Raw genomic sequence first — 15362 nt, 5'->3', positions numbered from 1 at the left:
GCTTTTTTGTGTTGCGCAAACGTTTGAGCAACCACTAACAGGAGAGTTTGCTGATGTCTGAGCACACGTTCACCGGCCTCAATGCGGCCGTCACCCGGCGCACGACCTTGCTCATGGGAGCTGCGGCCGGCCTCGCGGCTTTGGTGCCGGCGCTCCCCGCGGCTGCGGACGATGCCGGCGACATCAGGCCGGAACTTCGCATCGCCGTTCAGCAGAACCCGACCTCGCAAGAGCCGGTTGATGCGGCCAGCAATGTTGCCTTTCGCAACAACTACTCGATCCATGAAACGGTTCTCGCCATCGACATGCGAGGCGATTTCTCCGTAAAGCCCAATCTCGGGACCTCCTGGACCTGGGTTTCGCCGACCATTCTGGAAATGAAACTGCGTCCCGGTGTGATTTTCCATGACGGCCGCGAGATGACCGCGGATGACGTCGCCTTCTCCTTTGGTCCCGAGCGGCTGCTCAATAAAAATGCGCCGGGCTATCCGGTCTATCTCACCAGTTTCACCAGCCTCGATCACGTCGAAGTAGTTGATCCGCTGACGGTGCGTTTCATCACCAAGTTCCAGGATCCGATCTTCCTGCAGCGCCTGGCGTGCTATGCCGCCGTCGTCATCAGCAGGGATGCCTGGCAGAAGAACGGTGGCAACTGGACGACATGGCGCCAGAAGCCGATCGGCGCCGGCCCCTACAAGGTCGAGAGCTACGCGACGAACGAAAACGTGGTTCTCGCCTCCCACGATCAGGCGTTTCGCGGCAAACCGGCTGCAAAGCGCGTGACCCTGCGCATCGTGCCGGAAGTCTCCTCGCGCATCGCCGGACTTCTTGCCGGCGATTATGACATCGCCACCGACTTGCCGCCGGATCAGCTTTCGGCTGTTACTGGCAGCCCTGGTCATTCGATCGTCGGCGGCCCGGTTCCGAACCACCGCATCCTCTATTTCGACAAGACCAATCCAGCGCTGAAGGATCCGCGCGTCCGCCAGGCCCTCATCCTTGCCATCGATCGCCAGGCCATCGTCGACTCGATCTGGGACGGCCGCACCCGAGTCCCGAACGGGCTGCAATTCGAGCTCTATGGTCCCGTCTATCTCAAGGACTATCCCGCCTATAAATATGATCCCGACCAGGCCGCGAAGCTTCTGAAGGACGCCGGCTATAACGGCGAGGAAATCGAAGTTCGCTCGCAGAACAACTACTACACGGCGGAAAATCCGGTCACGCAGGCCGTGGTTGCCATGTGGCAGGCGATCGGCGTCAATGCCAAGATGAAGTTCGTCGAAGGCGGCAAGCTGTTTGAAAATGCGCCCGGCCGGGCAACCGGCAACTGGTCGAGCACGGCACAAATCCCGGATCCCTATATTTCCTTCTACACACAGTTCGGCTCGGCCGGCTCCTTGAACTCGTTCAAGATCTGGCAGAATGCGGATTTTGACGCTCTCGGCGCCAAGATGGAAAAAGCCGTCGATCCGGCCGAACGCGCCAAGATATTTCGCGACATGCTGCAACTGATCGAGTGGAACGATCCGGGCGTGACGGTGCTGCACCAGAATGCCGTCTTCTATGGCATCCGCGATGGTATCAAGTGGCAGCCGTTGCCGGCCTTCCAGATGGATCTCGGCGCGGGCAGCCTTTCCTTCGAAGAGCAGAAGAGCTGAGCCGTTCGCGATGGCCACTCCCATCGTCTCCGTCGACAACCTGAGCGTAACCTTTCGGACAAGGGCTGGCCGGTCCTATCCGGTCAACAATGTCTCCTTTGACCTTGCCGAAGGTGAAATCCTCGGCATCGTCGGGGAAAGCGGCTCGGGCAAGAGCGTGACGTGCCTTGCTCTTGCCGGCCTGCTCGGACCGACGGCGCGCGCCACGGGGGTCATCTCCTTCGAAGATGCCATGTACGATGTCGGCGAGCTCGGAGCGATGGCGCGCTCGAAACTCCCCTCCATAGGCCTGATCTTTCAGGAGCCGGTCTCCTGTCTCGATCCGGTCCGCACCATCGGTTCGCAGATCGCCGAGGCGGCGATGAGCGCCGGCATGTCGGCGAGCGAAGCGAAGGCCGAGGCGCTCCGGCTGCTGGCGGAAGTCGCCATCCCTCAGCCTGAGACACGCTACGATGCCTATCCGGCGCAGTTTTCCGGCGGCATGTGCCAGCGTGTGATGATCGCGACCGCCCTTGCCATGCAACCGCGGCTGATCATTGCCGACGAGCCGACCACGGCGCTCGACGTCACCATACAGGCGCAAGTGGTGGCGCTGCTGGTCAAGGCAGTGCGCGAACGCGGCATCCCCATGATCTTCATCAGCCATGATCTCGATCTCGTCTCCGAGGTCTGCGACCGCATCGCGGTGATGTATGCGGGATCGCTGGTCGAGATCAACAACACCGAAGGCATCTACGATAGGCCCCGCCATCCCTATACGCGGCTGTTGCTGGAGGCGATGCCCGGGCACGGCACGCCGCTGGAAAAGCTGGCGGATATTCCGGGCGAGCTGAAACTGCATGACGCAGCACCGTCCGCCTGCGCTTTCGCACCGCGCTGCCCGCGCGCCGAAACGCATTGCGCGACGGCGGTTCCGCCTTTGATCGCGGGCGCGGCTTCGCTCGCCTGCTTCAATCCATGGAGCGCCCTTGATGCCTGAGGAAAGATCACCGCTGAATGGGAGTGGGACGGATATCGCTCTCGCCGCCCGTAATCTGCAATTTTCCTATTCGCCCGGCTTCATGATATGGCCACGCCGGACCGAAGGCTTCCATGCGATCAGGGATGTCAGCCTTGAGCTGAAATCGGGCGAGACGCTGGGCCTGGTCGGAGAATCCGGCTGCGGCAAGTCCACGCTTGCCTCGCTTCTCTGCGGCGACCGGGTTCCGACGTCCGGTGAAATCGAACTCTTCGGCCAGCCTTTCGGCAGCCTGATGAAGCCGAACCGGCGCGGGTGGGCGAAGCACCTGCAGGTGATTTCGCAGGACACCTTGGGCGCGCTCGATCCGCGCCGCACCGTTGGGCATCAGATGCTGGAGACGCTGGCGATCCATGCGATCGGCGAGCCGGCAAGCCGCCGTGACCGCACTGCCGAGACGTTCAAGGCCGTCAGCCTTCCGGTTTCGGCCTTACAAAAATTTCCACACCAGCTTTCCGGCGGCCAACGCCAGCGCGTCGCCATCGCCCGCGCCCTGATTGTCGAACCGCAAATCCTGCTCTGCGATGAGCCGGTCTCGGCGCTTGATGTGTCGGTGCAGGCCCAGGTTCTCAATCTCCTGCTTGAGCTTCAGCGTACCCGCGGTCTGTCATTGCTGTTCATCAGCCATGACGTCCGGGTCGTTCGTCATGTCTCGCATCGGGTCGCGATCATGGAGGCGGGACAGATCGTCGAGACTGGTCCATCCGAAGAGGTCTTTTCGAACCCGACGCATCCCTACACAGCGAAACTTCTGTCCGCCGTTCCGCGCGGGCGGCGGCAGAAATTGCGTCAGGCAACCACCATTCTCGAAACGCTCTGAAGGAGATCCGCCATGTTCCAGGCCGTCATGCGGGCCTTTCTCAGGGCTGTCGTCACGCTTTTCCTCGCCATTACCTTTACCTTCATCATCCTGCGCGTCAGCGGCGATCCCCTTCATTCGCTGCTGCCCATCGAGACGCCGCCCGAGGTGGTGGCGCTGATGCGTCAGCAATGGGGCCTCGATCAGCCGCTCTACGTCCAGTATTTTTCCTATCTCGGCCACCTTCTGCGTGGTGACTTCGGCACGTCGCTGCAGAATGGCCAGAACGCGCTGGTGCTGGTTCTTTCGAAGGTTCCCGCAACGCTCGAACTGATGGGTGCTGCCCTGGTGGTGGCATTCGGCGCCGGCGTACCGCTCGGTATCCTGGCTGCGCAGAACCGCGGCAGTCTGATCGACCGCCTCGTCATGGGGTTGGCGGTCCTGACACATTCGCTGCCGAATTTCCTGATCGCCATTCTGCTGATCCAGCTCTTTGCCGTGTCGCTGCGTCTGCTGCCGAGCGGCGGCGGATCGACACCGGCCCATCTCGTCATGCCAGTTCTGGTCATAGGCCTTGCCAATGCCGGTATCATCGCCCGCTTCGTGCGCTCCAGCGTGCTGGAGGTATTGGGACAGCGATATATCCTGGCAGCGCGCGCCAAGCGGATCGGCGAGCGGGCCGTGTTGCTGCAGCATGTTATGCCCAACGCCGCCCTGCCGCTCCTGACCATGCTCGGCTTCCTGGTCGGCGGGATGATCGGCGGCGCGGCGATCGTCGAGACGGTTTATGCCTGGCCGGGCGTCGGCCGCTTTCTGGTTTCATCGGTGGCGCAGCGCGACCTCAACATCGTGCAGACCATCGTCATCCTCATCACCGCCACCATGGTGAGCGCCAACCTGCTGATCGACTTTCTCTATATTCTCGCCGATCCGCGCCTGCGGCATCGGACGGCGGCCTGATCCACGTTTTCGAAAGGGATGACCATGGCGAATGCAGCGACCGGCATCGATGGCCTGACCGAGACGAAAGCCGATAGATTGCCGCGCAGCGCGCGGCTGGACCTGACTACCTCGATTTGCCTGGTCGTTCTCGTCACTTTCATCGTGCTTGCGGTCTTCGCCAATGTGCTTGCGCCTTATGGTTTTGCGCAGATTGATCTTCATGCCCGAAAGGCTCCGCCGTTGCTGTTCGGAGGTACTCTCAAGCATGTTCTCGGCACGGACGAACTCGGGCGCGATATTCTGAGCCGCGTCTTTTACGGCGTTCGCACCAGCCTTTTGATCGCGCTTGGCGCCTCGGCAATCAGCCTGGTGCTTGGTACGACGCTCGGCCTCCTCGCAGCGTTTCGTCGTGGGTTTGCCGATATGCTGATCCGCGTTGCAGTGGATTTCCAGGCCTCGATGCCGTTCCTCATCATCGCGCTCGCGGTGCTCGCCTTCTTTGGTGACAATCTCTGGCTCTTCATGGCGCTGCTCGGCCTCTATGGCTGGGAGCGCTATGCACGGCTCGTCCGCACCATGACCGGCCTGGAGCTGGAACGAGGCTATGTCGCGGCGCTGAAACGCAATGGCGCGAGCACGGCACGCATCGCGGTCATGCACGTGCTGCCGAACATTCTCTCGGTGGTTTTCGTCAATTTGACTGTCGTTCTGCCCGACATCCTGATGCAGGAATCGGCGCTGAGTTTCCTCGGCCTTGGCATCCAACCGCCCATGGTCAGCCTCGGCAGCATGGTCGGCGCCGGTCGCGACTACGTGATGACCGAGTGGTGGATATCGACATTGCCGGGGATCGCGATCTTCCTGCTGTCTCTTTCGATCAGCCTGATCGGCGACTACCTGCGCGACGCCTTCGATCCGACGCTGCACTGAGCTTCGAAAAAGCCTTCTCATAACCCAAGGAGAAATTCCCGTGCCTTTGCCCCTTCATGCCGCCCGTCAAGGATCGCTCCGCATCGCCGCCCATCGCGGCTTCAGCCGGCACTTTCCGGAAAATACAATTCTCGCCTATCAGAAGGGCGTGGATGCCGGCGCCAATGAATGTGAGATCGACCTTGTACTGACGCGCGACGATCAGATCGTCGTCATACACGATCTGACGCTGGCCCGCACCACCAATGGCTGGGGACTGGTTGCCGACCATGATCTAGACAATATCCTGACCCTTGACGCGGGCGCGAAATTCGATCCGCGTTTTGCCGGAACACGCGTTCCGACATTCGCCGAAGTGGTCGCCTGGGCCAAGCAAACCGACACGCGTCTTGCAGTGGAAATGAAGGAAAGGGAGCGTGCCAATCGAATGACCGATGTGATGGTCGATTTGATCAGGGAAGCCAATGCCTTCGATCACGTCGCCATTTCGTCCTTCGATCATCACGATCTACAGCGTGTCAAACAGATCGAGCCGCGCCTGCAGACTGAAGCGATTGTCTATCACCGCCCGCTCGGCCTGATCGAGACGATGCGTTCGGGAAATATCGACGGCGTGTCGCTTGAGCTCAACCATTTTCATCGCGCCGACGCAGAGGCTTTACGGGAAGGGGGGATCGCGGTGCGTCTGAGCCTGCCACTTCCGGAAAAGCTTGCGGTATTCTGGCAAAGCGGGCGTGACAAGCTGCCGATGATCCGCCGCTGCATCCAGGATGGGCTTATCGACGCGCTGATCGGCGACGATGTCGATTTTCTCTGCATGTTGGCGAAAACCGCCGCGGAGATCGAAGACTAAAGATCCTGACCCGCCTTCTGCGACGCGATGCCAGCTCAGGCCGCCACCCCGACGCCCAGCAGCGCTTCGCCCTGATTGACCGACAGGCTCGACATTCGGTAGAGGATGAAACCGTCGTTCTCGGAGATGACGGTTGCGAGAACCTCGCCGAAAACATTGCGGATTTCGCCGAGGATGTCACCCTTGGCGACAGTCTCGGAAAGCTCCTTCTTCGCATACCACAAGCCGGTAACCGGTGCAGTCGGAACCCACATGGTGAAGACGTTCATCGGTTCCTGCTTGGGGGGCTTGGGCGCGTCGACGATCATGCCGAGATGCTGCATGACGCGGTGAATGCCCGCGACCATCAGGCCGACTGTATCCTCGTTCCATAGGCCGTTGCCGCCGATTTCCGGCAGGATGCTGGGGATGCCGACTTGCCTGGCGCCATTGACGCTGTTGCCGGGCCGGCTGGAGGCGACAGCGATCGGCAGGCCGAAAGCCTCGGCCAGCGCTTTGGATTTTTCGCAGCCGGCCGGAAAGATCGTGAACGGCGCCAGGCTCTCGTCAAGATCCCCACCATGCAGATCCATGTAGGCATCGACCTGAGGATAGACGCTCGTCATGAGCCAGTTCGCCAGCCGTGCGCCTGTCGTTCCCTCGATATTGCCCGGAAACATGCGGTTCAGGTTCTTTCCGTCCTGCGGCATGATGTAGATGCTGCGTTTGCTGAAGCCTTCGATGTTGAGGATCGGCAGAATGACGAGCGTGCCCTTGATCTGTTCCGCCTTCGTCTGCATGAGCCGAACCGCGGCTTCGATCGAGCAGAATTCGGAGGCATGCACGCCCGCGGTGATCAGCAGGGTCGGGCCGCCCTCTGAGCCTTCGATGATGGCGAACGGGATTTCGAGATCCTCGATGGGTTTGACATGGCCGAATTCGGTCCGCCGTTGTCCGGTCTTGAAGGCTGGTAAGCTATTCATGAATGAACACCCTTTCTGGAAAAGTTGCCGACTAAGGTTTATCGAGAAAAGCATAGCGATGTCATCTCGTCGATCAAAGTCCGCCACCAGCAAGTGGTCGAGCTGGCGACGCGCAAGCATCTGATTACGGCGAGCAGCCGGATCAGCCAGGGATTGGGCCCCATTGCCCTTCTGCAGCGCATCCCAATCATTTTTTCTTTGAGAGATGTCGATCGCGATAAAAAAGTTCGGAATACGGCTTGTCTGCGTAAATCTAACACTTCAGTTAACAAAACTGAGATGTTAGTTTGCACTTTATGTTCGATGTTCAAAGCCCTTTCTTGCTAACCGGCACGCCTGACTCGGTTTCGATGGCCGAGAATAAGCTGAGGCATGCCATCATCTCCGGCGCGCTTGCCCCTGGTGAGCGGTTGTCCGAGATCGAGATTTGCCGGGACTATGGGCTGGGCCGCGGCATTGTTCGCGCGGCGCTTGTCCGGATGGCCCATTCCGGCTTTGTAGCCTCGCAACCACGCAGCGGTTGGAAGGTGACGCCGATAACGGCCATCGGCTTGCGCGAAGCGATCCTCGGTCGCCGTCAATTGGAGCCGCTGCTAGCCGATGTCGAACTTCCGCCGGAAGAGTTCATGCGCGTGGAGACGCTATGCGATATGCACGCGGCTTTGACGGCCGCGCAGGCAACAGGTCTGGATGAACAGATGGTCCTGGCGCGCCGTTACGAACGGCAATTGAAGCACCTCCTGGCAATGCATCTCAAGGCGCCGCTGATCGCCGGCTGGCTCGAAAATCTCTGGGATAAATCGGATCGATATATCGGGTTCCTCGAGGTGAGCGGCACGCAGAAGTTCCCGCTCGTCGATTGGAGCGCATTTGTCGAAGCCAAGCGGGTAGGCCGGACGGAGGCTGCACGCGAATTTCTGGCGGAGGTCTGCGAAGCCTTCGCGCGGTTCGCCCAAGTTCGGTTTCTGGAATCGGACGTTGCGGCCATCGAGGCTGCCTCAAAGAAGTCGAGGGCGCCGGTGGACGCAAATTTGAGGGACGCGGAGTTCCCCGCAACAGTTTTATCCAAAAACGAGGTCAATCCGAAGCGGACGAGTTAGGTCGCCTCTCCGGTTTCCCATAGTCTCCAACCGACGGGAGTAAAACGTGCCTGCATTCATCGCAAAGCGTCTGTTGCAGGCCGTGATCGCTCTGTTCGGTGTAGTGACGCTCGTCTTTTTCCTGCAGCGTCTGACCGGCGATCCTGTGTTGCTGCTCGTGCCGCCGGACGCGAGCGAGGCCGATATCGACACCATGCGGGCGGCGCTAGGTTTCGATCAGCCGCTTTATTTGCAATATCTGCATTTTCTGGCGGGTCTGCTGCGGTTCGATCTCGGCCAATCCTATGTCCAGAATCTTCCGGTGCTGGATATCATCGGCAGCCGTGTGCCCTATACATTGTCGCTGGCGGCAGGAGCGTTGGTGGTTGCGCTTGGTCTGGGCGTGCCGATCGGCATTCTCATCGCGGTGCGCCGCCATTCTTGGGAATCGCGCTGGCTGATGAGCTTCGTGCTGATCGGTCAGTCGATGCCGACCTTCTGGACCTCCATTCTTCTCATCATGCTATTCGGCGTCGCGTTGCGGTGGCTGCCGACCTCTGGCGCAAGCGGCGTAACAAGCCTGTTGATGCCGGCCTTCGCGCTCGGGTTTCTGTCGATGGCGACCTTTGCCCGTGTTGCCCGCACCTCCGTTCTGGATGAGCTGGAGAAGGATTATGTGCGCACCGGCCATGCAAAGGGCTTGTCGATGACGCGCATTGTCGTGCGCCATTTGTTGCGTAATGCTGCGGTGCCGCTGGTGACGATATCGGCGCTCGAGATCGCCAATCTGCTGACCGGCGCGATCATCATCGAGACCGTGTTCGCGTGGCCCGGCCTTGGCCAATTGACAATACAGGCGATCAGCGCGCGGGATTTTCCGATCGTTCAAGGTGTGGTGCTGATCGGCGCGGCCGCCGCCATTCTGCTCAATCTCCTGGCCGATATTCTCTACAGCGTCATCGATCCGCGCATTCGTCTTTCCGGGAGGCCGGCATGAGTGTGGTGTCTCCCGCCGGATCGGCAAGGCTGGTGCGCGGCATGCCGGCCGGCGTTGTCGTCTCGGTCGTCATCCTGATCCTGATCGTACTGATGGTGATCTTCGCTCCGTTGATCGCGCCGCATGACCCGAATGTGCAAAACCTCCTCGGCCGGTTGAAGCCGCCTGGCACGGTGGTGCGTAACACGCTCTACGTCTTCGGTTCGGATGAACTGGGCCGCGACACGCTGAGCCGGCTGATCTACGGCGCTCGGGTCTCGCTGTTCGTTGCGGTTGCTTCGGTGCTGCTCTCGGGCATTTCGGGATGCGTCATCGGCATGCTTGCGGCCTTCTATCGTGGCTGGACCGAGACATTCATCATGCGCCTGGTCGATATCGTTCTCTCGGTACCCGCCATTTTGCTGGCGATCATCACGGTTGCCGTGCTTGGGCCGGGCCTTCTGAACGTCGTCCTGGTTCTGGCGCTGACCCGTTGGCCGCGCTATGCGCGCGTTGCCTATGGTCAGACACTGACGGTCGCCAATATGCCCTATCTGCGTCTGGCCCGGTTCATGGGGGCGGGGTGGTTTCGTGTGCTGTGGCGACACGTGCTGCCCAACATCGCCGGCGCACTCATCGTCGTCGCTACGCTTGAATTCGGGCTGATGGTGCTGTTCGAAGCGGGCCTTTCTTTCCTCGGCCTCGGCGTGCAGCCGCCGACGGCGAGCTGGGGCGCGATGCTTTCGACAGGGCGCAACTACGTTGCGACCGCATGGTGGCTCTCGGTCATGCCCGGCCTTGCACTCTTTCTTCTCGTCCTGTCCGTCAATTTCATCGGCGACCACTTACGTGATCGCCTCGACCCACGGAGTAATTGAATCCCATGGTTGATTTTTCAGAAGACTTCAAAGGTAAGCGCGTTGTCGTCACCGGTGCGGCGGGCATTTTCGGCGGTTGGATCGCGCAGGCCTTCGCAAATGCCGGCGCGCGCGTCCTGCTGACTGACAGGGATCCGGATAGGCTTGCTATCGCCACCGAAAATCTCGGCGGCGGCGCACATCTGCAATTTGCGGCAGACCTGACCTCGGATGCCGACATCAAGGCGCTGCTCGCCTACATCGCCGAAAACTGGGGCGCGGCCGACGTTCTGGTCAACAATGCCGGTATCTATCCGTCCGGCTTCCTCCTCGATATCAATGCGGATGATTGGGATAAGATTTTCGGCATCAATCTGCGCGCCCCTTTCCTGCTGTCGCAGGGTGTTGCGCGCCAGATGATCGATCAGGGCGTCAAGGGTTCGATCGTCAACATCTCTTCCGGCGCATCGCGCAAGATGCGGCGCAGCGTCGTGCCTTACTGCGTTTCCAAGACGGCGCTTGACCGGTTGAACAAGGGTCTTGCCCTTGAGCTTGCTGAATTCGGTATCCGGGTCAACATCGTCGAACCGGGCTTCGCGCCCGGCAGTGAGGTCAGTCACCTGACTCAGGAGCACATCGACAATGTGCGCGGCAATATTCCGCTTGGCCGTCCCTCGCAGCCGACCGACGCGGCGAACGCCGTCCTCTTCCTTGCCTCGGATGCCGCCGCCTATATCACCGGCGCCACGCTGGCCGCCGATGGCGGCAATTCCATCGGCTCGCTCGCCGTCTATCAAGCTAAGAAGAAGCCGCTGTAAGCTCCTGAAAGGAAAGCATTATGACCCAGGGTGCGGTTGAGCGTCGCGGCGGCTTTTCATCTTTCCCCGCCTATGAATGGCCAGTCGGCAAGAAAAGCGCTGTGCTCTTGAGCGTCGACGTCGATGCGACCGCTCCCTTTCTCTGGGAGCAGCGCGACGGCGCGTCCAATCGCTTGTCGCGATTGGAAATCCGCCGCTTCGGCCTTCGCACGGGCATAACGCGCATCCTCGATCTCTTTGCTCGCTATAACGTGAAAGCAAGCTTCTATGTGCCTGCTGTCATTGCCGAATCCAATCCAGACCTCCTGCCGGCGCTGATCGAGGCAGGCCATGAGATCGGGTTGCACGGATATTTCCACGAGCTCGTCGGCGATATCGGTGATGAGGAATTCAGCGCTGCTCTTGACGCCAGCCTGGCGCTCTTCGTGGCGCAGACCGGGCAAAAGCCGGTGGGTTTCCGCTCGCCGGCCTGGGAACTGACACCGCATATGCTGGCAGAAATCCGCCGCAACGGCCTTGCTTACGATTCGTCTCTCATGGGCTTCGATCATCCCTACGAAATTGACGGGGCGGTCGAAATTCCTGTGCAATGGGCAATCGATGACGCGATCTTCTTCAAGTTCGAGAATAGCGGCAATGAACGTTGGGCTCCCTATCCCGGCTCGCAAGTGCTGGACGATTGGCTGACGGAATGGCGCACGCTGCATCGCTTCGGCGGGCTGTTCACGCTGACCATTCACGACTGGATATCTGGCCGGGCACAGCGAATCGCCATGCTCGAAAAGCTGCTCGACACGATCACCGCCGAGCCATCGAGCTGGGTCGCCACCGCAGCAGACATTGCCTGTCACCACGTAGCGTCGGGTAATAAGGGGCGCTTCGCGGTCGAGCCTGCCATTCCCGCCGCAATTGGCGCTTCGCGGTTCGGCTCTCGATCGGGCCCCCATCAATCTGGACTGCGCAAATGAACGAGACCTGGCAGATCGGTAAGCGCGAGGTGCGCAGCAAACACGGCATGGTCGCCTGCCAGAATTGGCTTGCGGCAGAGGCAGGGGCAGCCGTGCTTTCGGCAGGCGGGAATGCCGTCGACGCGGCTGTAACCACCGCGCTGGTCTTGAGTGTCGTCGAGCCGTGGCTATCCGGCATTGGCGGCGGCGGTTTCATGGTTCGAGCCGAGGGCGGCAGCGGTGCAGTCGACGTTCTCGATTTCAACGTCATCTCGCCGGCAGCGCTTAATCCTGCCGATTATCCGCTCGTCCCGGGCCGCGACGGCGACTGGTTCGATTGGCCGTCGGTCGAGGGTGACCGCAATCTGATCGGCTATGGATCGATCTGCGTGCCGGGAGCGGTAGCCGGCTTTGCGGAAGCCCTTTCGCGTTATGGCACCATCTCCTGGGCTGATGCCCTGGCCCCTGCCATCGAGCAGGCGCATCGCGGCTTGCAGCTCGATTGGTATGCCGCGCTGGCGTTGGCGATCGACGGCGCCAATTTGGCGCAGTTCCCCGCGGCATCGGACTTGTTCTTGCACAATGGCCGCGCACCGCGCGTGCCGGAGGGCGGGCGAAAAGCCTTTCTGCTGATGAAGGCAAAGGCAAGGATGCTGGAAAAATTGGCCGCGGCCGGCCCACGCGATTTTTACGAGGGCGAGATCGCCGAGCTGCTGGTCGCAGGCCTAGCCGGCGGCGGTTCGGTGCTTTCGAGAGAGGATTTTTCCGGCTATGCTCCGCGCTGGCTTGCGCCGTTAACGCAGGATTTTAGGGGCCTGATCGTCCATGCGGTCCCTGGCCTGTCGGGTGGCCCGACGCTCTGCGCGGCATTGGCAAAACTGGAGGCGAGCCTGCCGAAGGACGATCCCTTTGGTGGGGCTGCGGCATTGGCCTTTGCCCGTGCGATACGCGGTGCCAGCGAATACCGCCTCAAGCATCTCGGCCATGCCGCAGGCGAGAGCTGCACCAGCCATATCAGCGTCGTCGACGGCGATGGCACCATGGTCGCACTGACGAACACGCTCCTGTCGCGCTTCGGCTCGAAGGTGGTGGTGCCGGAGACGGGCTTTGCTCTCAACAATGGCATGATGTGGTTCGATCCGCGCCCGGGCCAGCCCAATTCGATCGCGCCGGCGAGCAGGCCGCTTGCCAATATGTGTCCCATCGTTGCGACCCGCGACGGCGTGCCGGAATTGGCGCTCGGCGCTGCCGGCGGCCGGCAGATCGTTCCGGCGGTGACGCAGATCCTCACCTATGTGGCGGCTTACGGCTTGTCATTACAGGAGGCGCTACTCAGCCCGCGTATCGACGCCAGCGGCACGACCATCCGCATCAACCGTGCCGCGGCCTCCGATGTTGCTGCTGCGGTCGCGTCCGAATTCAAGGTCGATATCATCGAAGACACGCTCTATCCCGTCAATTTCGCCGTGCCCTCGGCAGTCCTGCGCCGGGATGGCGTCAACATCGGGATGGTCCACCCAAAGAATCCATGGGCCGCCGTTCGGGAGGCAAACCCGAGATGACGACGCCGGTTCTGACCGTGGAAGACCTGCATATCTCAATTGGCGGCAGGCCTGTCGTCGATGGTGTCGGCTTCTCGGTCCGTGCGGGCGAAATCGTCACGCTGGTCGGTGAATCCGGCTGCGGAAAGTCGATGACGGCTTTTTCGGTCATGGGCCTGTTGCCGCGCGTCGCAGCACGAAAAAAGGGTTCGATCCGGCTGAACGGCAAAGAGTTGACCGAACTCGACAGTGCCGCCATGAAGCGCCTGCGCGGCGACGAGATGGCGATGATCTTTCAGGAGCCTGTCGCCTCGCTCAATCCGCTGATGCCGATCGGCAAGCAGATTGCTGAAAGCCTAGTCGTCCACCGTGCGCTTGGGAGCAAAGAGGCGCAGCGGCAGGCGATTGCTATGCTCGGTGAAGTTGGCATCCCTGAGCCGGCGATGCGGTTCCATCAGTTTCCCTTCGAATTGTCGGGTGGCATGTGCCAGAGGGCAATGATCGCCATGGCGTTGATCACTCGGCCGCGCCTCCTGATTGCCGATGAGCCGACGACCGCGCTCGATGTGACGATCCAGGCGCAGATCCTGGAACTGATGAAGCGATTGCGCGCCGAAACCGGCACGGCGATCCTGTTGATTACCCATGATATGGGCGTCGTTGCCGATATCGCCGACCGTGTAGCGGTGATGTATGCCGGCCGGATCGTCGAAGAGGCGTCCGTCGATGCAATCTTCGACGAGCAAAGACACCCCTATACGCGCATGCTGCTATCGACCATTCCAAGGCTCGACGGCGAGGCCAAGACCCTGTTGCCGACCATCAGCGGCGCGGTGCCGGATATCGGCGCCTGGCCGGAGGGATGCCGGTTTTCGACGCGCTGCCCGTTGGCTGATGAGCAGTGCCGGCAAACGCCGGCGCTTGCGGCCGCCGGCATCGACCGCCGGGCCGCCTGTTGGCATCAGGACCTGACTGGGAGGCTCGCATGACCGCGCCGCTCCTTTCCGTACACGATCTTCACGTGCATTTCCCGGTCCGCGGCGGTTTTCTCGGCCGGCCGGTCGGTTGGCTAAAGGCGGTCGATGGCGTCGATCTCGATATTGCGGCCGGCGAAAGCCTGGCGCTGGTCGGTGAATCCGGTTGCGGCAAGTCGACGCTCGGCGCCACGATCCTCGGAATGCAGCCAGCGACGTCGGGCAGGATCGTCTTCAATGGGGAAGATGTCACCAGCGACGCCTCGGTGCGCCGCGCCGATCTTTCCAGGGATATCCAGATCGTATTCCAGGACCCGGTTTCGGCGCTCAATCCCAAGCTTACCATCGGTGAAAGCATTGCCGAGCCTCTGATCGTCCACGGTGCCGGCACGCGGGAAGAACGCCGGCGACGTGTTGCGGAATTGCTGGAGCTTGTGGGGCTCAATCCAAGCCATGCCGATCGTAAGCCCAACGCCTTTTCCGGCGGTCAGCGGCAACGTATCGTCATTGCCCGCGCCATCGCGCTGCAGCCCAAGCTCCTCATCCTCGACGAACCGGTTTCTGCGCTCGACGTATCGATACGCTCACAGATCTTGAACCTGCTGCTTGAATTGCAGCAGCGCCTCGGCCTTTCTTATCTGTTCATTTCGCACGACCTTTCAGTCGTACGCCACTTTGCCGATCGCGTCGCCGTGATGTACCTCGGCCGGATCGCCGAGACCGGATCGACGGCGGAGGTTTTTGCGAACCCGGTTCATCCTTATACCGAAGCGTTGCTCAGCGCTGTACCGCTGCCTGATCCGAGAGCGCAGCGCCACCGGCAGCGCATCATCCTGCAAGGCGATCTGCCGAGCCCTGCCAATCCGCCGGCGGGCTGCCGCTTTTCGACCCGATGCCCCATCGCCGTACCTGTCTGCCGAACGATCTCTCCCGAGCTTGAGGCCCTCCAGCAGGGCGGCCATTCCGCTGCATGCCACGTGAGAGCGCCAAAATCCTAAAGGAGTA

The 15362-nt window shown here is 61.1% G+C and carries 15 protein-coding genes; 14 read left to right on the top strand and 1 reads right to left on the bottom strand.

The window, feature by feature from the left end; genetic code table 11:
• Positions 1-53 precede the first annotated feature (53 nt).
• The 6 genes from CCGE525_RS31310 to CCGE525_RS31285 are packed head-to-tail and all read left to right on the top strand — an operon-like array spanning position 54 to position 6203.
• Positions 54-1661: an ABC transporter substrate-binding protein gene (locus CCGE525_RS31310; RefSeq protein ID WP_120708085.1), complete on the top strand. Its 1608-nt coding sequence runs from the start codon at positions 54-56 to the stop codon at positions 1659-1661.
• 10 nt (positions 1662-1671) lie between these two features.
• Positions 1672-2640 carry an ABC transporter ATP-binding protein gene (locus CCGE525_RS31305; RefSeq protein WP_120708084.1) on the top strand — a complete coding sequence of 323 codons (969 nt, stop codon included), beginning with the start codon at positions 1672-1674 and terminating at the stop codon, positions 2638-2640.
• Positions 2633-3499, top strand: a complete 867-nt coding sequence (locus tag CCGE525_RS31300) for an ABC transporter ATP-binding protein (protein ID WP_120708083.1) — start codon at positions 2633-2635, stop codon at positions 3497-3499. Before CCGE525_RS31305 ends, CCGE525_RS31300 begins: the two co-directional genes overlap by 8 nt.
• Before the next feature lie 12 nt (positions 3500-3511).
• Positions 3512-4438 carry an ABC transporter permease gene (locus CCGE525_RS31295; RefSeq protein WP_120708082.1) on the top strand — a complete coding sequence of 309 codons (927 nt, stop codon included), beginning with the start codon at positions 3512-3514 and terminating at the stop codon, positions 4436-4438.
• 24 nt (positions 4439-4462) lie between these two features.
• On the top strand, positions 4463-5350 hold the full coding sequence (locus CCGE525_RS31290) for an ABC transporter permease (protein ID WP_120708730.1): 888 nt from the start codon (positions 4463-4465) through the stop codon (positions 5348-5350).
• A 40-nt stretch (positions 5351-5390) separates the two neighbouring features.
• A complete protein-coding gene (locus tag CCGE525_RS31285) occupies positions 5391-6203 on the top strand; it encodes a glycerophosphodiester phosphodiesterase (RefSeq protein WP_120708081.1) in 813 nt (270 codons plus the stop codon).
• Between the two features lie 35 nt (positions 6204-6238).
• Here CCGE525_RS31285 and CCGE525_RS31280 read toward each other — a convergent pair whose 3' ends face one another.
• Positions 6239-7165: a succinylglutamate desuccinylase/aspartoacylase family protein gene (locus CCGE525_RS31280; RefSeq protein WP_162950356.1), complete on the bottom strand. Its 927-nt coding sequence runs from the start codon at positions 7163-7165 to the stop codon at positions 6239-6241.
• 350 nt (positions 7166-7515) lie between these two features.
• On the opposite strand from CCGE525_RS31280, the gene CCGE525_RS31275 reads away from it, so the two are divergent.
• The 8 genes from CCGE525_RS31275 to CCGE525_RS31240 are packed head-to-tail and all read left to right on the top strand — an operon-like array spanning position 7516 to position 15355.
• Positions 7516-8265, top strand: coding sequence for a GntR family transcriptional regulator (locus CCGE525_RS31275; protein ID WP_245472217.1), 750 nt, complete (start codon positions 7516-7518; stop codon positions 8263-8265).
• A 46-nt stretch (positions 8266-8311) separates the two neighbouring features.
• Positions 8312-9241 carry an ABC transporter permease gene (locus tag CCGE525_RS31270; protein ID WP_120708078.1) on the top strand — a complete coding sequence of 310 codons (930 nt, stop codon included), beginning with the start codon at positions 8312-8314 and terminating at the stop codon, positions 9239-9241.
• Positions 9238-10098, top strand: a complete 861-nt coding sequence (locus CCGE525_RS31265; RefSeq protein ID WP_120708077.1) for an ABC transporter permease — start codon at positions 9238-9240, stop codon at positions 10096-10098. Before CCGE525_RS31270 ends, CCGE525_RS31265 begins: the two co-directional genes overlap by 4 nt.
• 5 nt (positions 10099-10103) lie before the next feature.
• A complete protein-coding gene (locus tag CCGE525_RS31260; protein ID WP_120708076.1) occupies positions 10104-10895 on the top strand; it encodes an SDR family NAD(P)-dependent oxidoreductase in 792 nt (263 codons plus the stop codon).
• A 20-nt stretch (positions 10896-10915) separates the two neighbouring features.
• Positions 10916-11863 (top strand): polysaccharide deacetylase family protein, encoded by a 948-nt coding sequence (locus tag CCGE525_RS31255; RefSeq protein ID WP_120708075.1) that lies wholly within the window; start codon positions 10916-10918, stop codon positions 11861-11863.
• Positions 11860-13404 (top strand): gamma-glutamyltransferase family protein, encoded by a 1545-nt coding sequence (locus tag CCGE525_RS31250; protein ID WP_120708074.1) that lies wholly within the window; start codon positions 11860-11862, stop codon positions 13402-13404. The genes CCGE525_RS31255 and CCGE525_RS31250 overlap by 4 nt, the downstream gene beginning before the upstream one ends.
• On the top strand, positions 13401-14372 hold the full coding sequence (locus tag CCGE525_RS31245) for an ABC transporter ATP-binding protein (protein WP_120708073.1): 972 nt from the start codon (positions 13401-13403) through the stop codon (positions 14370-14372). The genes CCGE525_RS31250 and CCGE525_RS31245 overlap by 4 nt, the downstream gene beginning before the upstream one ends.
• On the top strand, positions 14369-15355 hold the full coding sequence (locus tag CCGE525_RS31240) for an ABC transporter ATP-binding protein (RefSeq protein ID WP_120708072.1): 987 nt from the start codon (positions 14369-14371) through the stop codon (positions 15353-15355). The genes CCGE525_RS31245 and CCGE525_RS31240 overlap by 4 nt, the downstream gene beginning before the upstream one ends.
• Positions 15356-15362: the final 7 nt, after the last annotated feature.

It is taken from the genome of Rhizobium jaguaris, from assembly GCF_003627755.1.
Classification (GTDB): Bacteria; Pseudomonadota; Alphaproteobacteria; order Rhizobiales; family Rhizobiaceae; genus Rhizobium; species Rhizobium jaguaris.
This window is presented reverse-complemented; position numbering and strand designations above follow the sequence as displayed.